The sequence below is a fragment of the Thioclava nitratireducens genome (assembly GCF_001940525.2).
In the GTDB taxonomy this organism is placed as follows: Bacteria; Pseudomonadota; Alphaproteobacteria; order Rhodobacterales; family Rhodobacteraceae; genus Thioclava; species Thioclava nitratireducens.
Map to the genome: position 1 here is coordinate 3,798,793 of NZ_CP019437.1, position 23,095 is coordinate 3,821,887.

21 protein-coding genes are annotated in these 23,095 nt (G+C 63.8%); 9 read left to right on the top strand and 12 right to left on the bottom strand.

The window, feature by feature from the left end:
* Positions 1-158 precede the first annotated feature (158 nt).
* The 5 genes from BMG03_RS18220 (at position 159) to BMG03_RS18240 (ending at position 5,003) form a co-directional block, all read left to right on the top strand.
* Positions 159-1,766: a cytochrome ubiquinol oxidase subunit I gene (locus tag BMG03_RS18220; protein WP_075776876.1), complete on the top strand. Its 1,608-nt coding sequence runs from the start codon at positions 159-161 to the stop codon at positions 1,764-1,766.
* 6 nt (positions 1,767-1,772) lie between these two features.
* Positions 1,773-2,936, top strand: coding sequence for a cytochrome d ubiquinol oxidase subunit II (gene cydB, locus BMG03_RS18225; protein WP_075776875.1), 1,164 nt, complete (start codon positions 1,773-1,775; stop codon positions 2,934-2,936).
* 12 nt (positions 2,937-2,948) lie between these two features.
* On the top strand, positions 2,949-3,068 hold the full coding sequence (gene cydX, locus BMG03_RS18230) for a cytochrome bd-I oxidase subunit CydX (protein ID WP_075776874.1): 120 nt from the start codon (positions 2,949-2,951) through the stop codon (positions 3,066-3,068).
* A gap of 250 nt (positions 3,069-3,318) precedes the next feature.
* A complete protein-coding gene (locus BMG03_RS18235) occupies positions 3,319-4,077 on the top strand; it encodes an electron transfer flavoprotein subunit beta/FixA family protein (RefSeq protein WP_075776873.1) in 759 nt (252 codons plus the stop codon).
* Entirely contained in the window at positions 4,077-5,003 is a 927-nt protein-coding gene (locus BMG03_RS18240) for an electron transfer flavoprotein subunit alpha/FixB family protein (RefSeq protein ID WP_075776872.1), read from the top strand. The genes BMG03_RS18235 and BMG03_RS18240 overlap by 1 nt, the downstream gene beginning before the upstream one ends.
* Positions 5,004-5,077: 74 nt before the next feature.
* On the opposite strand, the gene BMG03_RS18245 is transcribed toward BMG03_RS18240, so the two are convergent.
* Positions 5,078-5,899: a DUF6473 family protein gene (locus BMG03_RS18245; protein WP_075776871.1), complete on the bottom strand. Its 822-nt coding sequence runs from the start codon at positions 5,897-5,899 to the stop codon at positions 5,078-5,080.
* A 155-nt stretch (positions 5,900-6,054) separates the two neighbouring features.
* Between BMG03_RS18245 and BMG03_RS18250 the strand changes: the two genes are divergently transcribed.
* Positions 6,055-6,930: a 3-hydroxybutyryl-CoA dehydrogenase gene (locus BMG03_RS18250; protein WP_075776870.1), complete on the top strand. Its 876-nt coding sequence runs from the start codon at positions 6,055-6,057 to the stop codon at positions 6,928-6,930.
* 270 nt (positions 6,931-7,200) lie between these two features.
* On the opposite strand, the gene BMG03_RS18255 is transcribed toward BMG03_RS18250, so the two are convergent.
* From BMG03_RS18255 to BMG03_RS18285, 7 genes are read right to left on the bottom strand one after another with little or no spacing between them, the layout of a single operon-like run.
* Positions 7,201-8,061, bottom strand: a complete 861-nt coding sequence (locus tag BMG03_RS18255) for a lysophospholipid acyltransferase family protein (RefSeq protein ID WP_075776869.1) — start codon at positions 8,059-8,061, stop codon at positions 7,201-7,203.
* A 32-nt stretch (positions 8,062-8,093) separates the two neighbouring features.
* Positions 8,094-8,366: an HPr family phosphocarrier protein gene (locus BMG03_RS18260; protein ID WP_075776868.1), complete on the bottom strand. Its 273-nt coding sequence runs from the start codon at positions 8,364-8,366 to the stop codon at positions 8,094-8,096.
* A complete protein-coding gene (locus tag BMG03_RS18265) occupies positions 8,357-8,764 on the bottom strand; it encodes a PTS sugar transporter subunit IIA (RefSeq protein ID WP_075776867.1) in 408 nt (135 codons plus the stop codon). Before BMG03_RS18265 ends, BMG03_RS18260 begins: the two co-directional genes overlap by 10 nt.
* Complete coding sequence (rapZ, locus tag BMG03_RS18270; RefSeq protein ID WP_075776866.1) at positions 8,761-9,690, bottom strand: RNase adapter RapZ; 930 nt, start codon at positions 9,688-9,690, stop codon at positions 8,761-8,763. Before rapZ ends, BMG03_RS18265 begins: the two co-directional genes overlap by 4 nt.
* Positions 9,681-10,118, bottom strand: a complete 438-nt coding sequence (locus tag BMG03_RS18275) for an HPr kinase/phosphorylase (RefSeq protein WP_075776865.1) — start codon at positions 10,116-10,118, stop codon at positions 9,681-9,683. The genes rapZ and BMG03_RS18275 overlap by 10 nt, the downstream gene beginning before the upstream one ends.
* On the bottom strand, positions 10,119-11,867 hold the full coding sequence (locus tag BMG03_RS18280) for a sensor histidine kinase (protein WP_077701335.1): 1,749 nt from the start codon (positions 11,865-11,867) through the stop codon (positions 10,119-10,121).
* Between the two features lie 10 nt (positions 11,868-11,877).
* On the bottom strand, positions 11,878-12,579 hold the full coding sequence (locus tag BMG03_RS18285) for a response regulator transcription factor (RefSeq protein ID WP_075776864.1): 702 nt from the start codon (positions 12,577-12,579) through the stop codon (positions 11,878-11,880).
* Positions 12,580-12,945: 366 nt separating this feature from the next.
* Here BMG03_RS18285 and BMG03_RS18290 point away from each other — a divergent pair, with 366 nt between their 5' ends.
* Positions 12,946-14,544: a phosphoenolpyruvate carboxykinase gene (locus BMG03_RS18290; RefSeq protein WP_075776863.1), complete on the top strand. Its 1,599-nt coding sequence runs from the start codon at positions 12,946-12,948 to the stop codon at positions 14,542-14,544.
* Positions 14,545-14,655: 111 nt separating this feature from the next.
* Positions 14,656-16,254 carry a phospholipase D-like domain-containing protein gene (locus BMG03_RS18295; protein WP_167733401.1) on the top strand — a complete coding sequence of 533 codons (1,599 nt, stop codon included), beginning with the start codon at positions 14,656-14,658 and terminating at the stop codon, positions 16,252-16,254.
* Between the two features lie 4 nt (positions 16,255-16,258).
* On the opposite strand, the gene rnr is transcribed toward BMG03_RS18295, so the two are convergent.
* The 3 genes from rnr to dapE form a co-directional block, all read right to left on the bottom strand.
* The gene (rnr, locus tag BMG03_RS18300) at positions 16,259-18,565 is read right to left on the bottom strand and encodes a ribonuclease R (protein WP_075776861.1); all 2,307 of its coding nucleotides are present in this window, start codon (positions 18,563-18,565) and stop codon (positions 16,259-16,261) included.
* 164 nt (positions 18,566-18,729) lie between these two features.
* Positions 18,730-19,143, bottom strand: a complete 414-nt coding sequence (locus BMG03_RS18305) for a GNAT family N-acetyltransferase (protein WP_075776893.1) — start codon at positions 19,141-19,143, stop codon at positions 18,730-18,732.
* Entirely contained in the window at positions 19,143-20,285 is a 1,143-nt protein-coding gene (gene dapE, locus BMG03_RS18310; RefSeq protein ID WP_075776860.1) for a succinyl-diaminopimelate desuccinylase, read from the bottom strand. The genes BMG03_RS18305 and dapE overlap by 1 nt, the downstream gene beginning before the upstream one ends.
* A gap of 296 nt (positions 20,286-20,581) precedes the next feature.
* Here dapE and BMG03_RS18315 point away from each other — a divergent pair, with 296 nt between their 5' ends.
* Positions 20,582-21,682: a Hint domain-containing protein gene (locus tag BMG03_RS18315; RefSeq protein ID WP_075776859.1), complete on the top strand. Its 1,101-nt coding sequence runs from the start codon at positions 20,582-20,584 to the stop codon at positions 21,680-21,682.
* Here the strand turns inward: BMG03_RS18315 and BMG03_RS18320 are convergent.
* Positions 21,679-22,437 carry a sulfite exporter TauE/SafE family protein gene (locus tag BMG03_RS18320; protein ID WP_075776858.1) on the bottom strand — a complete coding sequence of 253 codons (759 nt, stop codon included), beginning with the start codon at positions 22,435-22,437 and terminating at the stop codon, positions 21,679-21,681. The two genes, BMG03_RS18315 and BMG03_RS18320, sit on opposite strands and share 4 nt — an antisense overlap.
* Positions 22,438-23,095 lie beyond the last annotated feature (658 nt).

Consider the following 23,095-nt stretch of genomic DNA (forward strand, 5'->3'; position numbering starts at 1 on the left):
TTCACCTCTGTTCACGTCCGCGTGCGACACATCGTCAATTTGATTTGGCTCAAAGTCGCGTGCCGACCGCCTCCTCATAACCTGCATCCAGGAAAAACATTTCCGGAGAATCCGGCTTTTCACCGCGCCGGATGCAAGTAGGGAAACGGAGAACGAGAATGGATTTCGGGATCGTCGAGCTGTCACGGCTGCAATTTGCCATGACAGCGATGTATCACTTCCTCTTCGTGCCGCTGACGCTTGGTCTGTCGATCATCGTGGCGATCATGGAGACGGTCTATGTGATGACCAACCGCCCCGTCTGGCGGCAAATGACCAAGTTCTGGGCCACACTGTTCGGCATCAACTTCGTGCTGGGCGTGGCCACGGGCCTCACGATGGAATTCCAGTTCGGCATGAACTGGAGCTATTACTCGCATTACGTCGGCGACATTTTCGGCGCACCGCTCGCGATCGAGGGCCTGATGGCCTTCTTCATGGAAGCGACTTTCGTCGGGTTGATGTTCTTCGGATGGGAGAAGCTGAGCCCGGTCAAGCACATGGTCGTCACGTGGCTCGTCGCCATCGGCTCGAACTTCTCTGCTTTGTGGATCCTGATCGCGAACGGCTGGATGCAGAACCCGGTCGGGGCGGCGTTCAACCCGCTGACGATGCGGATGGAAATGACCTCCTTCTTCGATGTCGTGTTCAACCCGGTGGCCCAGGCCAAGTTCGTGCACACGGTCTCCGCCGGCTACGTCACAGCGGCCGTCTTCGTGATGGGCGTGTCGAGCTGGTACATGCTCAAGGGGCGTCACCTCGAACTGGCCCGCCGCTCCATCGCGGTCGCCGCTGCGTTCGGCCTCGCCTCGGCGCTGTCGGTGGTGATCCTCGGCGACGAGTCGGGCTACGAGACGACGCATAACCAGAAGATGAAACTCGCCGCGATGGAAGCCATGTGGGAGACCGAACCGGCCCCCGCCTCCTTCACGCTCTTCGGCATTCCCGACCAGCAAGCGCGCGAAACGAAATACGCGATCCATATCCCGTGGGTGATGGGGCTGATCGGTACCCGCTCGCTGACCGAGCAGATCACCGGGATCGACGATCTGGTCAAAGGTTCGGAGGAGCGGATCCGCAACGGCATCGTCGCCTATAATGACCTGCTGAAAATTCGCGAAGCGAAGGGGGATGTCCCCGCTGACGTCACCGCGGAATTCAACAAGAACGTCGGCGATCTCGGTTACGCCTACCTGCTCAAACGCTACGTGGACGATCCGCGTCAAGCGACCGACGCGCAGATCAAGAAAGCCGCGAACGACACGGTCCCAACGGTCTGGCCGATCTTCTGGTCCTTCCGCCTGATGGTTGCGCTAGGTTTCTCCTTCATCGCGCTGATGGTCTACTTCTTCGTCGTCTCGAACTGGAAGGGCATGAACTATCCCCGCTGGGCGCTGCGTCTGGCCGTGATCGTCATCCCCGCCCCTTGGATCGCCGCGGAACTGGGCTGGTTCACCGCCGAGTTCGGACGCCAGCCTTGGACCGTCGACGGCGTGCTGCCTACGGCGCTTTCGGTCAGCCACCTCTCGGTGGGCGACCTGCTGTTCACGCTGCTGGGCTTCGTCGCCTTCTATACCGTGCTCTTCATCGTCGAGATGGGCCTGATGCTCAAATACATCAAGAAAGGCCCGTATCAGGATGTCGAGGTCACCCAGGAGTGGCTGCAACGACATGACGATCGCCTGTCCGGTCGCGGCGGCAACCCTGTCACCATGCCTGCGGAGTAAGAACCAATGATCCTCTATGAACTTATCCCCCTCGACGTTCTACGCGTCATCTGGTGGCTGCTGCTGGGCGTCCTGCTGATCGGCTTCGCGCTGACCGACGGCTTCGACATGGGCGTGGGCGCACTGCTGCCCTTCGTCGGCAAGAGCGATAGCGAGCGCCGCGTGGCGATCAACACGATCGGCCCGGTCTGGGAAGGCAACCAGGTTTGGTTCATCCTCGGCGGGGGCGCGATCTTCGCGGCCTGGCCACCCCTCTACGCGGTAAGCTTCTCGGGGTTCTACCTCGCGATGTTCCTCGTGCTCGCGGCGCTGATCCTGCGCCCGGTCGGCTTCAAGTATCGCTCGAAGCGCGACTCGGCTGCGTGGCGCAATGGCTGGGACTGGGCGCTCTTCGTGGGCGGCGCGGTTCCGGCACTGATCTTCGGCGTGGCCGTGGGCAACGTTCTGCAAGGCGTGCCCTTCGAGTTCAACGACATGCTGATGCCGCTCTATCCGGGCAACTTCATCATGAAGCTGCTGGGCCTTCTGAACCCCTACGCGCTGCTTGCAGGCGTTGTGTCGCTGTCGATGCTGATGATGCATGGCGCGGCGTGGCTCTCGGTGAAGACCGAAGGCGCGGTGAAGGTCCGCGCGACCGAGATCGGCTCTGTTGCGGGCATGGTGGCCTTCGTTGCCTATATCGTCGCTGGCATCTGGCTCGCCTTCGGGATCAAGGGCTACCACGTCACCTCGGTCGTGCCGGCGAATGGCCCCTCCAACCCGCTTTTCTCGACGGTCGAGCATGGCGGGAGCTGGATGCAGGCCTATGCGGACCGCCCGTGGATCGCGATTGCGCCGATCCTCGGCCTCACGGGGATCGCCATGGCGGTGCGGGGGCTGCGCGCCGGCCGCGAAGTCTCGACGCTGCTCTGGTCGAAACTGGGCATCTTCGGCGTGATCTCCTCGGTCGGCCTGACGATGTTCCCCTTCATCCTGCCGAGCTCGAAAATGCCCAACGCCTCGCTGACGGTCTGGGACGCCTCGTCCTCCCACCAGACGCTCTTCATCATGCTCATCGCCGCGTTGATCTTCATGCCGCTCATCCTCGCCTATACCGCATGGGTCTATAAGGTTCTGTGGGGCAAGGTGACGGTCGCAGATGTCGAGCGCGACAGCCATACAGCTTATTAAGGAGACAGACAGATGTGGTACTTCGCATGGATCCTCGGACTTCCGCTGGCCGCTCTGGTCGCCGTCGCCAACGCGATGTGGCTCGAGATGCAGAACGACGCGCGGATCGCCGGTGAGCGGCGCCAGGACTGAGCTGGCAGCCGGAAAGCCAAATCAAGGAAAGGCCGTCCCCCGGGGCGGCCTTTTTGCCATCGGCGAGACGGTACCGGGGCGACGCAACGGCAATGGGCCCCGACCGCTAGCGCAAACAGTCGAAAAGACGTGACGTTTCAGGGCCAAAACGAGGCGTTTTCCCCCTGTCCCTTCGCCCCGTGCTCTTGTAACAAAATTGCCGAATGAATCCGTTCGCCGCAATTTGGCGGACCAGACAAGGGAGACACGCATGAAGGTCCTGGTACCCGTCAAACGCGTGATCGACTACAACGTGAAAGCTCGCGTGAAAGCGGACGGAAGCGGTGTCGATCTCGCCAATGTCAAAATGTCGATGAACCCGTTCGACGAAATCGCTGTCGAAGAGGCGATCCGTCTGAAGGAGAAGGGCGCTGTCGAAGAGATCGTCGCGGTCTCCATCGGCGTGAAGCAGGCGCAGGAGACCCTGCGCACCGCGCTCGCGATGGGTGCGGACCGTGCGATCCTCGTGGTCGCTGCCGATGACGTGCAAACCGATATCGAGCCGCTGGCCGTCGCCAAGATCCTCGCCAAGGTCGTCGAGGAAGAGCAGCCCGGCATGGTGATCCTCGGCAAGCAGGCGATCGACAACGACATGAACGCGACCGGCCAGATGCTGGCCGCACTTCTGGGCTGGGGTCAGGCGACCTTCGCCTCGGAAGTCGTGGTTGAGGGCGAGGCCGCGAAGGTCACCCGTGAAGTCGACGGCGGTCTGCAGACCATCGAGGTCAAGCTGCCCGCGATCGTCACCACCGACCTGCGCCTCAACGAGCCGCGCTACGCGTCGCTGCCGAACATCATGAAGGCGAAGAAGAAGCCGCTCGACGAGAAGACCGCCGAGGATTACGGCGTCGACGTCTCGCCGCGTCTCGAAGTGGTGAAGGTCACCGAGCCCGAAGCGCGTCAGGCTGGCGAAATGGTGCCGGATGTCGACACGCTGGTTGCGAAACTCAAAGAGAAGGGGGTCGTGTGATGGCCGTTCTGCTGCTGGGTGAAGTGAATGATGGCGAACTGTCGGTCGACGCGACCGCCAAGGCCGTCTCCGCCGCAAAATCGCTGGGCGATGTGACCGTGCTCTGCGCGGGCGCGTCTGCTGCCGCCGCGGGTGAAGCCGCGGCGAAGATCGACGGTGTCGCGAAAGTCCTCGTGGCCGAGGACCCGTCGCTGAGCCACCGTCTGGCGGAACCGACCGCCGCGCTGATCGTGTCGCTCTCGGGCGATTACTCGCATATCGTGGCCCCGGCCACGACTGATGCGAAGAACGTGATGCCGCGTGTCGCAGCCCTTCTCGACGTGATGGTGATCTCGGATGTCTCCGGCGTCGTCGATGCCGACACGTTCGAGCGCCCGATCTACGCGGGCAACGCGATCCAGACCGTGAAATCGAAGGACGAGAAGAAGGTCATCACCTTCCGCACCTCGACCTTCGACGCCGCCGGCGAAGGCGGTTCGGCTTCGGTCGAGACCGTCGCCATGTCGGACGCGCCCGCTCTGTCGAGCTGGATCGAGGACAAGGTCGCCGAGAGCGATCGTCCGGAGCTGACCTCGGCGAAGATCGTCGTCTCGGGCGGCCGTGGCGTCGGCTCGGAAGAGGACTTCAAGGTGATCGAAGCGCTGGCCGACAAGCTTGGCGCGGCTGTGGGTGCCTCGCGCGCCGCCGTCGACTCGGGCTTCGCGCCGAACGACTGGCAGGTCGGTCAGACTGGCAAGGTCGTGGCCCCTGAGCTCTACATCGCCTGCGGCATCTCTGGAGCTATCCAGCACCTCGCCGGCATGAAGGACTCGAAGATCATCGTCGCGATCAACAAGGACGAAGAAGCGCCGATCTTCCAGGTCGCCGATTACGGCCTCGTCGCGGACCTCTTCGACGCCGTTCCGGCGCTGACCGAAAAGCTCTGATCCGCGGAAGGGGCGCTGCCCCCGCGATAGTGGAACCAAATCGAAAGGGCGGGGAAATCCCCCGCCCTTTCCTGTTAGAGCAATGGCTTCAGAGCAGACGCGAGCGCCGCTGCGATCTCCTCATGCACCAGCGGCCCCGGCACCATTTCCGCGGCTGGTTCCTCAAGCGGCGTGAAGTGCATCCCCGCCGTGCCCGCGCTACGTGCCGCCGCCGAAGGCTTGACCCGGACCACGTCCGACACGAGCGAGCGCAGCGCCTCCACCATGGGTTCGGTGACCATCAACGGCTCGGGCCCAAGATCGTCGCTCCGGGCGGAGTCGTTGAACGCCCCGAGCCACAGCAGCAGCTTGCGCCCCTTGATCTTGGCCAGAAGCGCGGTCATCCGCTGCAGCCACGCCTCCTGCAATTCGGCCTCGAGCAGCGTGAATTTCTCGGGCTCGCGTTCTTTCAATGTGCTCAGCATGTGACGCGTGAAGTTGAACTCGGTGAAATCCACGCCGCGGAAGATCGAGCGCATCAGGCTCGAAGCGCGCAGGAACCGATCGTTGCGGCGCGGATGCACGGCATAAAAGCGGTTGGACATATTCTGCGCCCCGAGCAACTGGATGACCGTAACCTGCGCCGCATCCGATGCGGCGGCCAGTTGCGGCTCGTGCAGGAACACGTCGATCCCGGCATTCAGATAACCGAAATTCACCACCGGCATCTCCAGCCGCGCCTCGAGTAGCGCGGGCCAGGGATGCTCCACGAACTTGCCATAGGTCTCCGTCCCGCCCATCGCCGCGATGAAATCGCCTTGCAGCGCACGGCGCGGCCCGCGGAACAGCAGTTTGGATTTCCCGTATCTGCACGGGAAGTAATCGAGAGCGCCATCGCCCGTATATTCGAAAGCCATTTTCCCACCTCAGTCTGTGTTCGACTCGCCCGAGGCCAGAATGCGCCCAAAATCTTGCCAAACGGCTAATGTTAAAATGATCTCAGCCCTGCGTTTCGCTTGCATGGACCGAGCGGAGAACTATGGTCAGGGCGCAAAGCGCGAGAGGGAAAATTATGGCGATCGAGAAAGTAGGCATCGTGGGCGCAGGGCAGATGGGCAACGGGATCGCCCATGTCTTCGCGCTGGCCGGATATGACGTTCTCCTGAACGACATCAGCGACGAGGCGCTGACGAAGGCGATCGCCACGATCACCAAGAACCTCGATCGGCAAGTATCGCGCGGGAAAATCTCGGAAGACGAGAAGAACACCGCGCTGAAGCGGATCACCACGACCACGAAACTGAGCGAACTGGGCCCGACCGATCTGGTGATCGAGGCCGCAACCGAGCGCGAGACCGTCAAGCAGGCGATCTTCGAAGACCTGCTGCCGCATCTCAAGCCGACGACGATCCTGACCTCGAACACCTCGTCGATCTCGATCACCCGGCTTGCCTCGCGCACCGACCGCCCCGAGAAGTTCATGGGCTTCCACTTCATGAACCCGGTGCCGGTGATGCAACTGGTCGAGCTGATCCGCGGCATCGCGACCGATCAGGAGACCTACAAGACGCTGCACGAGGTCGTCGAGAAACTCGGCAAGACCGCCGCGTCTGCCGAAGATTTCCCGGCCTTCATCGTGAACCGCATCCTGATGCCGATGATCAACGAGGCGGTCTATACGCTTTATGAAGGCGTGGGGAACGTGCGCTCGATCGACGAGTCGATGAAGCTCGGCGCGAACCATCCGATGGGGCCGCTGGAGCTGGCCGACTTCATCGGGCTCGACACCTGCCTCGCGATCATGAACGTGCTGCATGACGGGCTGGCCGATACCAAGTACCGCCCCTGCCCGCTTCTGACGAAATATGTCGAAGCCGGCTGGCTCGGCCGCAAGACCGGGCGCGGCTTCTACGACTATCGCGGCGAGGAGCCTGTGCCGACGCGCTGAACCGATGGGGTTGAGGGGCGCTGCCCCTCGCTCGCGACTTTGTCGCTCCCCCCGGGATATTTAGGGCAGCTGGAAAGCCGCTCAGGCTTTCTTTACCCAGCTCCACTTAAATGGTCTCGCGGAACAGGCGGGACGCCGATCCCCGCGCAGTTGAAAGCGCCAGGCTTGCCCTGACCTAAGAGGCATAGCCGGGCGTTCTTCTTTCCAATTGGGTCGAATATCCCGGGGAACGGCGGAACCGCGGGGACAGAGCCCTCGCCGTCAGCCGTCTTACAGCGCCAGGGTTTCCGCCCGCAGATCCGCAAGGAACTTGCGCGGGTTCTTCAGGGCCTCGGCAATCTCTTCGGGCCGCTTTGCCGGGCCAATCGCGGGGTTCTGCGGCTTGTTCAGCGCGCGTTTGATCTCGTACAGCAGAAGCCCCTGACGCACCGTCGCGCTCAGCTTGTTGGCGATCTGATAGGCGCGCGAATTCTGCCCCGGGAAGTGGATCGGCAGCACCGAGGCGTTCGACCGGGCGAGCATCTTCGCGGTGAAGGGATTCCATTCCTGCTCGATCACCGGGCCCATCAGCGTCTCGGAATGGGCAACCTGCCCCGCAGGGAACAGCACCACAACGCCACCGCGCTTGAGCTGCGCCATGCAGGCCGCGCGCATCTTGAGACTGTCTTCGCGGGCATTGGGCTCGTGCGGGAAGGGCACGGGCAGCATGTATTGCTCGACCTCGGGAATCCCGGTCAGCAGCGAGCGGGTAAGGATCAGGAAATCGTCGCGCACTTGGCCGATCAGGTAGGCCAGCACCATCCCGTCCACCAGCCCATGCGGGTGGTTGGCGACAACAACCAACGGCCCCTCTTTCGGGATATGGGCGATCTGTTCTGGTGGCGTCTTGACCTCGATCCCCATCACGTCGAGCGCTTGCGGCCAGAACTCGGCCCCGACCGGGGCGCCGCGTTTCTCGAACTTGCGGATCAGGTGCAGAAGCTGCGCCTTCGCCGTCATCCATTCCAGAGTGCGGATCGTGCCGACCTTGAACGGGTTGGAAAACGTTCCCGCATAGGACAGGCGACGCTTATCATACGGCTTCGATACGGCTTGCGCGGCTTCGATTGCGATGTCGCTCTCTTGGTTCATTGGTCGAACCCCCTCGCTGGGTGCGGAGCGCGTCACATACCTTCGCCGAATTTGTCGGCCACCAATGCCTGAAGCGCATCGGCGAGCTTTTCGGCTTCGGCCCCGCTTGTCGTCACTTCAATAGTGGTTCCACGCGAAGCTGCCAACATCAAAAGCCCCATGATCGAGTCGCCCGAGACCGACTGGCCGTCCTTCGCCACCGTGGCGCGGGCGTCGTGATCCTCGACAACCTCGACGAAACGGGCGGAGGCGCGCGCATGCAGGCCTTTCTCGTTCACGATCTCCAATTCGCGGGTCACGGACATTTCACCACTCCCGCTTGGGCGTTGTAACTGTTGATATATTTGCGCCCGGCATCGAGCGCGGCCTCGACCGCGGCATGCACGGCGAGGCTGCGCGATTTCGCCAGTTTGATCAGAAGCGGCAGGTTCGCGCCGTAGATGATTTCGCGGTCGCGCGCCTCGCAGGCCATCAGCGACAAGTTGGAGGGCGAGCCGCCGAACATGTCGGTCACAACCACGACACCTGTGCCGTCATCGACCGCATCGGCGGCGGCGCGAATCTCCGCCTGCTTGCCCGCGCGGTCGTGATCATCCTCGATCGTGATGGCACGAATGCCGCGCTGCGGGCCCACGACATGCTCTATAGCGGCGAGATATTCGCGCGCCAGACCACCATGTGCCACGATCACGATACCGATCACGCGCCCGACCTCACCTTCGTTTCTTCGTTCTCGGCATGGCCGAGACGCTCCAATTCCCTATGACGTTTAGACACGCGCCACCCTGCTTCCGCAAGCGCTTTGGCGATGCTCTCGGTCATTGCGACCGAGCGGTGTTGCCCCCCGGTACACCCGAAGCCGACCGAGAGATAGGCCTTGCCCTCCGCGACATAGGCGGGGAGCAGGAACAGAAGCAGATCGAGAACGCGCTGGTGGAACTCGGCAAAGCGGGGATCGGCGGCGACATACTCCGCGACCGCCGCGTCGCGCCCGTCGCGCGCACGCAACCCCGGTTCCCAATGGGGATTGGCGAGGAAGCGGCAATCGAACATCAGATCGAGCCCGCGCTGCACCCCGCGCTTATAGCTGAAGGAATTCACTGTGACCGAGAGCGGCTCGGTGCGGCCCGTGTCGAAGAAACGCCCGACCTCGGCGCGCAGATCATGCGGGCTCATCTCGGAGGTATCGATCAGGACATCGGCGCGCATCCGGATCGGCGAGAGAAGATCCATCTCCTGCGCGATACCGGCGCCGGGGTCTTCCACGGGCGAAAGCGGATGACGGCGGCGGGTCTCCGAATAGCGCCGTTCGAGCACCTCGGGACGCGCGTCGAGATAGAGCAAGTCGAGATCCAGATCCGGCCGTTTGGTCAGCATATCGACCAGTTCGATCAGCGCCGCAGCCGAGAAATCGCGCCCGCGCACATCGACGCCAAGCGCGACCGGGCCGGTCAGATGGCCCTTGAGAAGGCGCGGTACGAGATTCAGCGGCAGGTTGACGATCGGCTCGTAGCCCAGGTCTTCGAGGGCGCCGATTGCGGTGGTGCGGCCCGCACCTGAGGGGCCGGTCACCAGCACGACGCGCTGGCCAGCCTGTGCCCATACCGGATCGGATCGGGTCACGCCCATCGGCCCCCTTTCAGCCATTGCAGGATTGCCACATCAAGATGACGATGCTGCACGCGCAGCACAAGGGGCAGACTGACCCCCAACATACTGTCTTTTCGACAGGTTGGGAGGCGCGCGGTCTCTTCCCGGTCGAGGTCGACGAGCAGGATGATGCGGGCATGCGACAGGGGATCGGCCCTCAGGATACCGACGCCGCGCGCCTCAATCCGGCCCGCGATCATCTCCGGCGCGCTGGCGATCAGCTCCCCGTTCTCGGCCCGCAGGTCAACCCGGTCATCGGCTACGAGCGACGCCCCCAGCGCCATCAACCGCAGCGCGAGGAGAGACTTGCCGCTGCCCGACGCGCCGCGAATAAGAACGCCGCGCTCGGGGTCGAGCGCGACGGCACTGGCATGGAGATTGGTCGAGAGGTCGTCCGACCCGGTCATTCAGCTTACCGGCAGGCCCACGACGAAACGCGCGCCCAGAGGATCGGAGGTCCGGTCGGCATCAGTCGGGCGGATATTCTCGGCCCAGATCACGCCGCCATGCGCTTCGACGATCTGCTTGGAGATCGCAAGGCCGAGACCTGAATGGTCGCCGAACTGCCCCTCGGGACGTTCCGAGTAGAAGCGCTTGAACACTTTGGTGAGCGCCTCTTCGGGAATGCCCGGCCCGGTATCCTCGACCACGACCAGCACGCGGTTGTCGCGCTGGCGTGCCCAGACCCGCACCGCGTCCCCCTCTTCGCAGAACGAGGTCGCGTTGGTGATCAGGTTCACGAAGACCTGGGCCAGACGCGCTTCCAGCCCCGAGATGATCACGGACTGCAACGGCAGATCGGTGATGAAGTCGACACCCTTCTCGCGCGCCTGCTGACCGAGGAACTCGCTGAGGTTCGACACCATCTTGATCAGGTCGAACTGCTCTTCCTCTTCCTTCACCAGCTCGGAATCGAGCCGCGACGCATTGGAGATGTCACTCACCAGACGATCCAGTCTGCGCACGTCGTGATCGATGACTTCGAGAAGACGCGTGCGCTGTTCGTCCTTCTTGACCATATGCAGCGAGGCCACGGCAGAGCGCAGGCTGGCCAGGGGATTCTTGATTTCATGGGCGACGTCGGCGGCGAATTGTTCGTTCGCGTCGATGCGTTCGTAAAGCGCGCCGACCATGCCGCGCATCGCGCCCGACAGCCGCCCGATCTCGTCGGGTCGGGCGGTGAGGTCGGGGATGCGCACCCGGGCGGGCGCCATCTTGCGCGCATTCTTGTCGCGCCCGATTTCGGCCGCCGCCGCGAGATCGGAGAGCGGATTTGCGATGGTTGAGGCCAGCACCAGCGACAGGCCGATCGAGACGATGATCGCGATCACGAACATCTGCAGCACCTGCTCGCGCTCGACGCGGACCAGCGCATCGATCTGCCCCGCGACCGAGATCAGCCCCACGACGCCAACGACGCGATCCCCCTGCCGGATCGGCGTGGCGACGGCGAATATTGTCGAGCCCGCCGCGTTCTTCTGCGACGAGATCTTCGTGCGCCCTTCCAGCGCGGAGGGCACCAGATCGCGCACCATATCGAGCGCGCTATCGGCTGCGGTGCCGCCGCCCCGCTCGAACAGGCCGGCGACCGAGTCCCAGATCTGGCCCAGAAAATCGCTGAGCACGGTCGAGCGTTTGTCGAAATTGAGCCCATCGACCTCTTCGACCGGCGCGCGGTCGCCCGTGGTCGTAGTGCCGAGCAATGCAGCACTTGGGTCGAACAGGTAGAGATCGGCGCCCTCGGGCAGCTCCATCCCGCGGATCGTCGCAAGCGGATCGAGCCCGTCGCCCGCCGCCAGATTGACCGGAGCACCCGCGGGCAGCTGCGCCTCGAACACGTCGGCAGCCAGTTGCGCCTCGTTCACGAGCCCGCTTTCGCGTTGCAGCACGAGGCTGTCGCGAAACGGATTGAGGTAAAGCACGCCTGTCACCAGCACGATCATCGCCAACAGGTTGAAGGTGATGATCTTGCGCGCCAGCGGCGAGCGGTTGAGCGAGAACATGGACCGCCGCGCCCGCCCCTTGCGCAGATCGTCATCGACGATATCGGCTGGGCCGACCCAATCCTCGCCGAGCACGACATCCGTTTCCGGCGCGCGACGGGCGAAGTTTGAGGAGCGCTTTCGAGCCAATCCGATCTTCCCGGCAATACTCATCGACGTGGGATCACTCTTCGTTATACCGGTACCCGATGCCGTAGAGTGTCTCGATCGCCGAGAAATCATCGTCGACGCTGCGCATCTTCTTGCGCAGGCGCTTGATGTGGCTGTCGATCGTGCGGTCGTCGACATAGACCTGATCGTCGTAGGCCACGTCCATAAGCTGATCGCGCGACTTCACGAAACCGGGCCGTTGGGCCAACGCCTGAAGCAGCAGGAATTCGGTCACGGTCAGCGTGACATCCTTGCCCTTCCAGGTCACCGCGTGGCGCAGCGGATCCATCTCGAGCGAGCCGCGCACCATCACCTTGGTGTCTTCGGTCGAGGCGACCTCGCCGGTCGAGATCGCTTCCTGCCGGCGCAGCAGCGCGCGGATGCGTTCGACCAGAAGACGCTGCGAGAACGGCTTCTTGACGTAGTCGTCCGCCCCCATGCGAAGACCAAGAACCTCGTCGATCTCATCGTCCTTGGAGGTCAGAAAGATCACCGGCATCGCGGTCTTCTGCCGGAGCCGCTGAAGCAGCTCCATGCCGTCCATCCGCGGCATCTTTATATCCAGAACCGCCATGTCGGGGAGGCGTTTGGTAAACGCGTCGAATGCAGCCTGTCCATCGTTATACGTTTCGACATCGTAACCTTCCGCCTCGAGCGTCATCGAGACCGAGGTCAGAATATTGCGGTCGTCATCGACCAGCGCGATTCTCGACATGTCGGAATACCCCTTCACTGCTACTTTATAGTTATTACGCACTTATTCCGCGTTTACGCACATATTCCGCGTTCACTGCCTTCAAATCAACAAAAAGCTGCGAATCACCAAGTTTTCGCGAATCAATAGAGCCAGAATTTCCCAACCTTTGACTAATTTGCCTCACCTTTCCGCGACATTTCGCCGTGATTGCGCTAAACTTCCGGATGGTTGCGCTAACTGCACCCTACCATTCTGTTCCATTGCAAAAATGTCATGCTATAGGCGATCCATCCGGGTAAGATTGTTGCTTGGATCGGCGCTTCGAGGCCCCGACGCGCCGGGAATAACCCTGTGAACGCCGCGCGACGGCATCGGGAGCATCAGATGGACATTGGACGCGTTAACCCCGCGAAACGACTGGAAGATCAAGGCATCGAAGGTCTCGGGAATGTCTATTACAACCTGCTGGAACCGGCGCTGATCCAAGAAGCGATCAAGCGCGACGAAGGCATACTCGGCAAGGGCGGCGCCTTCTACTGCACGACCGGCAAGCACACCGGCCGGTCGCCCAAAGACAAGTTCGTCGTGCGCACCACCTCCGTCGAGGACACCATCTGGTGGGAGAACAACGCCCCGATGGAGCCCGACGCCTTTGATCGCCTCCACGCCGACATGCTGGAGCACATGAAGGGGAAGGATTACTTCGTCGAGGACCTCTTCGGCGGCGCCGATCCGGAGCACCGTCTCGACGTGCGCCTGGTGGCCGAGCTTGCATGGCACGGCCTGTTCCTGCGCACCATGCTGCGCCGCCCCGAGCGCGAGGAGCTCGACGCGTTCGATCCGGAATGGACGATCATCAATTGCCCCAGCTTCAAGGCCGACCCCGCGAAGCACGGCTGCCGCTCGGAAACCGTGATCGCGCTGAACTTCGACAAGAAGACGATCCTGATCGGCAACACCTCCTACGCGGGCGAGAACAAGAAGGGCGTCTTCACCCTTCTCAACTACATTCTGCCCGGCGAAGGCGTCATGGCGATGCACTGCTCGGCCAACCACGCGATCGACGACCCCGACGACGCGGCGGTCTTCTTCGGCCTCTCGGGCACGGGCAAGACGACGCTCTCGGCCGACCCCTCGCGCATCCTCGTGGGCGATGACGAACATGGCTGGTCCGACAACGGCATCTTCAACTTCGAGGGCGGTTGCTACGCCAAGACGATCAACCTCTCGAAAGAGGCGGAGCCGGAGATCTACGATACGTGCTCGATGTTCGGCACGGTCATCGAGAACATGGTCTTCGACGAGGAGACGCTGGAGCTGGACTTCAACGACAACTCGATCACCGACAACATGCGCTGCGCCTATCCGCTGCATTACATCCCGAACGCCTCGGATACCGCGATGGCGGGCCAGCCCAAGAACGTGATCATGCTGACCTGCGACGCGTTCGGTGTGCTGCCGCCGATCGCGCGGCTGACCCCGGCGCAGGCAATGTATCACTTCCTGTCGGGCTTCACCTCAAAGACGCCGGGCACCGAGGTGGGCGTGGTCGAGCCGATCCCGACCTTCTCGACCTGCTTCGGCGCGCCGTTCATGCCGCGCCGCCCCGAGGTCTACGGCAAGCTGCTTCAGGAGAAGATCCGCGACGTTGGCGCATCCTGCTGGCTGGTCAATACCGGCTGGACCGGCGGCGCCTTCGGCACCGGCTCGCGGATGCCGATCCGGGCGACCCGTGCGCTTCTGAAAGCCGCGCTCGACGGCTCGCTCCACAACGTGCAGTTCCGCAAGGATCCCAACTTCGGCTTCGAGGTTCCGGTCTCGGTCCCGAACGTCTCGGACGTGCTCCTCGATCCGCGCCGCACTTGGGACGACAAGGCCGCCTATGACGCGCAGGCGCAGAAACTGGTCGAGATGTTCTCGGACAATTTCGCGCAATACGTGCCCTACATCGACGACGATGTGAAAGCCGCCGCGATCGGTTGATGCGCTGAACCGGGAACACGAAATATTTAAAGGGGCCGGCGATCACGCCGGCCTTTTTCATGCGCGAAGCCCACTTTCCTAAACCCTTGAACCGCCTACATGATGCCAGCCATGAAACTGGAACTGCTTCATATTCTGGGCTTCGCCCTGCTCGCTGGCCTCATCGCCCTGGCCGGCCTGACTCTGATCGTCGCGAGGCTGTCGCATCGGCGACCGAAAGGGCCCTTCCCCGAGTCGAAGATGCAGGTCGCCCCCGAAACCGGCCGCTTTGCCACCGCGCTGCAGGACCGGCTTGCGGGGCTCGAAACGAAAAACGCGGTCCAGCTGCTCGCCGATCCGCTCGATGCGCTTGCGGCGCGACTGGAACTCATCGAAGCGGCGGAGGTCTCTCTCGATCTGCAATATTACATTTGGCAGAACGATACTGCGGGCGCGATCATGCTCGGCGCGCTGCGCAGGGCGGCCGGACGCGGGGTCCATGTCCGGCTTCTGATCGACGACAACGGCACCGCCGGGATGGACCGTACGCTGGCCGCGCTCGACGAATTGCCCAATGTCGAGGTGCGCCTCTTCAACCCCTTCCCGATCCGGACCGCGCGGGTTCTCGGCTACCTGTCCGATTTTCGTCGTCTGAACCGCCGGATGCACAACAAGGCGATGATCGCGGATGGAAGGATGGCGATCCTCGGCGGGCGCAATATCGGCGACGACTACTTCAACAGCCTCTCCGAGAGCGGGCTCTACATGGATCTCGACGTCGCCGTCGCAGGGCCCGTTCTAGCGCAGATCGGAAAGCAGTTCGACCTTTACTGGAACGCCCCGCCCGCGATCCCGGCGGAGAAAATGCTGGGTGGCTGCAAGGCAGCGGAAGCCGAAGACATCATCAAGGATGAGGAGGTTCGTCTCTCCGAGCCAGAGGCGAAGCGCTATGCCGCGGACCTGCGGCATCCCGACCGGCTCTCGCGGCTGCTGTCGGGCAAGGCGCCCGTGATCTTCGCCGAGGCGCAGCTGATCTACGACCACCCGTCGAAGATTCACGGGCTTTTGCAGGGGCGCAAGCTGCTCTGGCAATATCTGGTGCGTGCCCTCGGCCAGCCGCTGCAGGAACTGGTGCTGATCACGCCCTATCTCGTGCCGACGCGGACCGGCGTGCGCTATCTAAAGCGGATCGCGAAATCGGGGGCGAAGATCAAGGTGCTGACGAACTCCTATGCCGCGACCGATGTGGCGCTCGTGCATTCGGGCTATGCCCATCGCCGCAAAGGGTTGTTGCGCGCCGGGATCGAGCTTTACGAATACGCCGCCGATGCCGAAGATCGCCGCCCGAACGAGCGTAACCGGCGCGAACGGCTGCTTGGCTCCGACATTCGCGGCACCTCGCCGTTTTCGCGCAACAAGCTGCACGCCAAGGTCTTCGCGGTGGATCGCGCGCGGGTTTTCATCGGCTCGTTCAATTTCGATCCGCGCTCGATGCGGTTGAATACCGAGTTGGGGATCGTGATCGCTGCGCCCGAGATCGCGAGCGAGATCTCCGAGACGTTCAAGGAGTTCATCCCCACCCGCGCATGGCGGCTGCGCCTGACCCGTGCGCAGCAATTGCGCTGGTCGCGGCCCGGTCACGGCGTCCGCAAGCGCGAGCCGGGCGTGCCCTTCTCGCATCGCATCTTCCTGTGGGTGGCGCAGCGTCTGCCGATCGAGTGGATGCTCTAAGGCCTCAGCTCTTGCGCGTGCGTTTCACCTTGCGCGCGACAGCCTTCTTCTTGGCAGCGTCGCGGGCCGGTTTGCGCGGTCCCTTGCCGGGCCCTTTGCGCGGCGGGCGGGTGCCGGGACGACGTCCTTTGCGGCGCTTGCCGTCGCCCGAGGGCATCCCCTGCCCTTCGACTTCCAGCAGCTCCAGCATCAGCCCGCCGGTGATCGGCACGGCCTCCGACAGCCGCACCCGGACGCGCTGCCCAATCGTGATAACCATGCCGGTATCGGAGCCCACCAGCTCCTGCGCCTCGCGATCGAAATGGAAGAACTCGCGCCCGATCTCGCGGATCGGGATCAGCCCGTCCGCGCCAGTCTCGTCGAGCTTTACGAAAGCGCCGAATTTCTGCACGCCCGAAATGCGGCCGGTGAACTCGCTGCCCACGCGGTCCGACAGGTAAGCGGCCAGATAGCGGTCGGTCGTGTCGCGTTCGGCCACCATCGAACGGCGCTCGGTATCGGAAATCTGCTTTGCCGTGTCCTCGAGGTTCTCGATATCCCACGCGCTCAGCCCGTCCTTGCCCCAGCCATGGCCGAGGATCAGCGCGCGGTGCACGATCAGGTCGGAATAGCGCCGGATCGGCGAGGTGAAATGCGCGTAGGACCGCAGCGCGAGGCCGAAATGGCCATAATTCGTCGGCGCGTAATAGGCCTGTGTCATCGAGCGCAACGTCGAAATGTTGATCAACTCGTCGAACTCGGAGCCCTCGGACTGGCTCAGCAGATTGTTCAGATGCGCGGTCTGCAGCACCTGCCCCTTCGCCAGCGTGAAGCCCGACGCCTGCGCCACTTCGCGCAGGCTCTCGATCTTCTCGAGGCTGGGTTCTTCGTGAACCCGGTAGAGCAGCGGACGGCGCAGCTTTTCCAGTTCCTCGGCGGCGGCCACGTTGGCCAGCACCATGAACTCCTCGATCAGCTTATGCGCATCGAGCCGTTCCTTGAACCGGATCGAGGCGACATGGCCATCGTCTCCGATCACGATCTGCCGCTCGGGCAGGTCCAGTTCCAGCGGCTGACGGATCGCACGAGCATGCTTGAGCGCCTCGTAAGCCTCGTAGATCGGGTCGATGATCTCCTCGACCATATCCTCGGTCTTCTCGTCCGGGTTGCCGTCGCGCGCGGATTGCACCTGCCCGTATTCGAGCGAGCCGACCGAACGGATCATCCCGCGCGTGAAGCGATGCGAGACCTTCCGCCCCTGCGCGTCGATCTTCATCCGTACCGCCAGCACCGCGCGGTCCACGTTCTCGTGCAGCGAGCACAGATCGCCTGACAGACGATCCGGCAGCATCGGCACGACGCGGTCGGGGAAATAGGTGGAGTTGCCGCGCTTGCGCGCCTCGCGGTCCAGCTCGGAGCCCGGCGTCACGTAATGCGCCACATCGGCGATCGCCACCCAGATCAGGAAGCCGCCCTCGTTCTTCGGATCGTCATCGCGGATCACCAGTACGGCGTCGTCGCGGTCGCGGGCATCCGCCGGGTCGATCGTGACGAAAGACAGCTTGCGCAGGTCTTCGCGCTCGCCCAGAGGCGCAGGCTCGGCGGCATCGGCCTCGGCCACGACCGCATCGGGAAAATCGTCGGGGATGCCATGCTGATGGATCGCGATGAGGGAGACCGCCTTCGGCGCGGACGGATCGCCCAGCACCTCGATCACGCGCGCCTTGGGCAGGCCCATGCGGCCGCGCGGCCCGGTCTGTTCGGCCTCGACCAGCTCGCCATCCTTGGCGCCCTGCGTGACCGCCGCCGGCACCTGCCATTCGTTGCCGACCCCCTTGTCGATCGGCATGATCCGCCCGCCCTCGGCATTCTTGCGGAAGATGCCGACGATGCGATGCGAGGCCTGGCCGATCTTGCGGATCAGCCGCGCCTCGTAGCCGTAATCCTCATCCTCGACCGGGGTCAGGCGACCGAGGATACGGTCGCCCTCGGCCAGCGTAGGATCGCCGTCCTTCGGAACGAAGAGAACCAAGGGCGCAGGCCCCTCGCCACTCCATTCCGCAGGTTCGGCCCATTGATCGCCTTGGCTATCCTCGCGCATTACCCGCAGTACCGACACCGGCGGCAGCACATTGGGGTCGCGGAAGTTGCGGCGGCGCTTCTCGATCAGGCCTTCGTCGGCCATGTCCTTGAGAATGCGCTTCAGCTCGATCTTCGCCTGCCCCTTCACACCGAAAGCCCGCGCGATGTCGCGCTTGGCCCCTTGGTCGGGGTTGTCGTTCAGCCAGTCGAGTATCTGCTGGCGCGAGGGGATGGGGGCGGGTTTGCTCATGGGTTTGCCTAACATGGGGCGTGAGGGGCGTCACTCAAAGAGTGGAACGCTATTCGTGGGTGTCGAGGGGCGCGGCCCCCGCGCGCAGGCGCGCATGGCTTAGGCGGAGGGGGCTCTGCCCCCGCGCTGACGCGCCCTCCGGGATATTTTCGCCAAGAGGAAGCTCAGAGCGGCTTTTCCATATCGCGATGCGGGATGCCCGCGTCGTCGTAATCCTCGCCATAAGGCACGAAGCCGAGCTTTTCATAGAACGGGATCGCGTAGCTCTGGGCCGAGAGATAGGCGCGGGTGCAGCCCATCTCCGCGAACCGTTCGCAGGCCTCGCGCACCAACGCCGCGCCAAGCCCGGTGCCGCGCGCGGATTTCGCCACGCAGATACGGCCGATCTTGCCGGTCTCACCCTTACGGATCAGCCGCGCGGTGCCGAGCGGCGTGCCTGCCTCGCTGGCCAGCAGATGGATCGCCTGATCGTCGAGATCGTCCCATTCCTCGGGCTCCGGGATGCCCTGTTCTTCGATGAACACGGCCCGGCGCAGCGCGTGGCAGGGGGTATAATCGGTGACCGGCTCGATCTTGATCATGCGAAATAGTCTTTCAATATGCGCGCATAGATGCGCTGGAGCGTGACGATCTGATCAACCGGGACACGCTCGTCCACTTGATGCATCGTCGCACCTACGAGGCCGAATTCCACGACAGGGCAGAGATCCTTCACGAAGCGCGCATCCGAGGTGCCGCCCGAGGTGGACAGCTCCGGCGCGCGGCCCGTTTCCGCCTCGACCGATTTCGCGACGAGATCGACGAAAGGTCCGGGCGGCGTGACGAAGCTTTCGCCCGAGATGTCAGGGTTGAGCGCGATGCGGATGCCGGTCTCGGCGGCGATCTCGGAGGCTATGGCCTCGGCCCAGGCGATCAGCCCCTCGCCGGTATGGGCGTCGTTGAAACGGATATTCACGGTCGCGCGCGCCTTGGCCGGGATCACGTTATTGGCCGGGTTGCCGCAATCGATCGTGGTGATCTGCAGGCTCGAGGGCTGGAAATGATCGGTCCCGTTATCGAGCGGCTCTGCGGTCATCCGGCCCAGCAGATCGACCAGCGCATGCAGCGGGTTCTTCGCGCGATGCGGATAGGCGGCATGGCCCTGCACGCCCTCGGCCTCGATATAGAAGCTGAGCGAGCCACGCCGCCCGATCTTCATCATCTCGCCCATCTCGTTCGGGCAGGTCGGCTCGCCCACGAGGCAGACCGACATCGCCTCGCCCTCGGCCTTCATCCAATCCAGAAGCGCCCGCGTGCCGTCGCGGCCCGGCCCTTCTTCGTCGCCGGTGATGGCGAGGATCACCGCGCCTTCGGGCGGCGTCTCGGTCACGAAATCGACCGCTGCCGCGGCGAAGGCCGCAACGGCGGTCTTCATGTCGGTCGCTCCGCGCCCCCACATCACGCCGTCGACGATCTCGGCGCCGAAGGGATCGTGCGTCCAGGCAGCCGCATCGCCCACCGGCACGACATCCGTGTGCCCGTTGAAGCCGAAGCTCTTCGCCGCCCCCTTCGCGCCCCAGCGCGCGTAGAGGTTCGGCGTGCCGTTGCGATCAACGCGCGTGCAGGAAAAGCCCGCCCCGCTCAGCAGATCTTCGAGCAAGACGAGCGCGCCGCCCTCCTCCGGGGTCACAGAGGGGCAGCGGATCAGATCGGCGCTCAGGCGGATGGGGTCGGTCGTCATGGGCACTCCTTTTCAGCGCTACAGGCTTAGAGTGCCGAAGCCCTAGGGGCAATGGCTGTTGCAGGCCCGCCACCGGGAGCATGTGACGCAGAGACAAGCACTACCCAAGGGCGTGTTGCGGTGCCATGATATGTCAAAAGCAAAAGCCCGGAATCGGGCGTATCGAGCAGGGCAAAGCCCGGATTCAGACGCAGCAGACCCACGCGCGGCCCTCTCGGGCGGCGTACGTTTTCCGTGTCGGCTTCCCCGGGCGCGGAGACAGGCATGGGATCAAGGCAGCATTCGGAGCGTCGCAGATGAGGGCGCAACAGGGCTGGATCGGTGCGCAGATCGCACATCGCGGCGCGGTCATGTTCGAAGAGCGCAGACTGCCGGAGTTGCTCGCACGGGGCAGCCTGATGCTCGAATTCACACTGATGCGCGGTGAGCAATCGCCCCTGCCGCTGATCCATCTGCATCAGCGCGAAGGCTGGCGGAATTTCCTCTCGCTCAATCTCGATGTCGACGGGCGGATCGTGCTGGCGCAGCGGCGCGGCTCGGCGGTCCATGCGATCTCCATCGACGCCACGCAGGAGCGGCTGACCGGCGGGCGGATGCGGCTCATTTGGCGCTGGGACGGGCCGGGACGCGAGAGCCTGCTGACGCTGGAGGCGCTCGACCAGCGCACGATCCGGCAGCAGGCGGGCATGGCGCCACTGCCGCTGACCCGTGACGAGGCCGCGGCCCTGATCGATCCGGCGGGGCCCGCGCGGATCGGGCCGCGCGTCGATTGGCTGGCGCTTGGGGATCATCTGCAACCGATGGGACCGGCGGGCTGCTTCGCCCCCGCGACCCCAATCCAGACTCCGGAGGGCGTGGTGCCTGCCGCACGTCTGCGCGCGGGCGATCTGGTCGAGACCCTCGATGCCGGGCCGCAGCCGGTGCTCTGGTCGGGCCGGGTCAGCCTGCCTGCGATCGGGCACCTGCGTCCGGTGAAACTCTGTGCGCCAGTCTTCTCGGCGCGTCAGGACCTCTGGGTCATGCCCCAACACCGCGTGGCGCTGAGCGGTCCGTCGGTAGATTTCATCTTCGGCGAGGACGAGGTGCTGATCGAGGCGCGGTCGCTGGCCGATGGCTGCGCCGCGCTGCAACCCGATTGCCCCGGCGTGCTGGAGTGGCACGGGCTGTTGCTGGGCGGTCATCACCTGCTGATGGCGGATGGCTGCAAGCTGGAGAGCCTGCATATCGGGCGGCTCGCCCGGCAACCGCTTCTGGCGGCGACCACGGCCTTTGCGGGGCTAGTCCGCGAAGGCGGGCTACCGCTCCATCGCAAGCCGGTGCGCAAGATCGTCTCGGGCAATGAGGCGAAGACGCTGGCCTCCGCCCGCCGTCAGGGGCTGCGCCCCTTCGTGGCTTAACCCATCAGCGCGCGGCGCAGCAGGTTCAGTCCGGCCACGCCCAACAAGATCAGCGTCCACCACCGGAACCGCACCGGATCGAGCTGGTCCTGCGCCTTGAAGCCCAGTTTCATCCCCGCCAGCGCGGGCAGGATCATCAACAGCGACAGCGGTATGGTCTGCGCGTTCAGCACGCCCGAGACCAGATGCGAGCCGGTCAGGATAATCGCCCCGGTCAGGAAGACGACGCCGAGGATGCGCACCGCTTCCTGTTTCGGCGCGTCGATCGAGATCAGGTAGATGATCAACGGCGGCCCCCAGATGCCGGAAATCCCACCATAGAGTCCCGCGATCACGCCCAAGCCCGTCTCGGTCACCGCGCGATGGCGCGTGGGCATCGGAATTTGCCGTCCCGAGATCTGCCAGATCGAGAAGCCGAGGATCGGCGCCCCCAGAAGCGCGTACATCACCGGCTGCGGGATTACATCGACGAGGGTCGCGCTGATCGGAATGAAAACGATGATCATCGCGATGAACAGTCGGTAATTCTTGATCGAGCCCACCGCCGCGCCGACCCCCTGACGGAAAGCCTGCATCACGTTGGTCACCAGCGTCGGCAGGATCAGAAGCGCCAGCGCCTGATGCGGAGGCAGGAACGACGCGAAGCTCGACAGCATGATCATCGGCATCGCGAAGCCGACCGCGCCTTTCACGAAACCCGCGAAAAGCGTGACGCCAAGCGCCGCGAATATCTGCCAAACTTCCATCCCGAACATGCGCGCTCCCCTTCGTGTCCCGCATCGCTTCTATCGGGTTACGCGGTGGGATACAGCCGGGAAGCGACGTGAAATCAGGCGGATACCCGACCGCGCCGACAACCTCCGCGACATTATCCGTCGCAATTGTATCCGCTGGCGAATTTTTATTGCGCTGCGGTTGCGAAGTATCTACACAGGCTGCAACTGCAGAATAAGGAGCCGACTCATGGCACATGACGGGGCCGATATGCCGACGACGATCATTCTGGATGACCTCCTGAGCCTTGCGGAAGCGAGCCTGCCCGAGCTGGAGACGCTGGTCTCCGACGCGACCGCAAGCCTGCGCAACGCGACGGAGAGAGACGGTCGCATTTCCGGCGCCGCGCTCGAAGCGAACCAGTATCGCGCCCACGGCCTTGCATGGCTGACGACCTATCAGCAGGCGCTCAAACAGCTGCACGGCTGGGCGGCGCGCCTGACCGAGGACGGCAAGCTGGGCGAAATGGAGCAACTGATCCTGCAGATCGGTTTCGGCGAATATCTCGCGCAGATCGCGGGCGGCATCCAGATGAACCAGGGCGAGATGGTGCGCCTGACCGATATGGGCGTCAGCTGGACTCCCTCGGACGCGGCCGCGAAGTTGATCGCCGCGGGCAATTCCAACGCCGCCCGAATG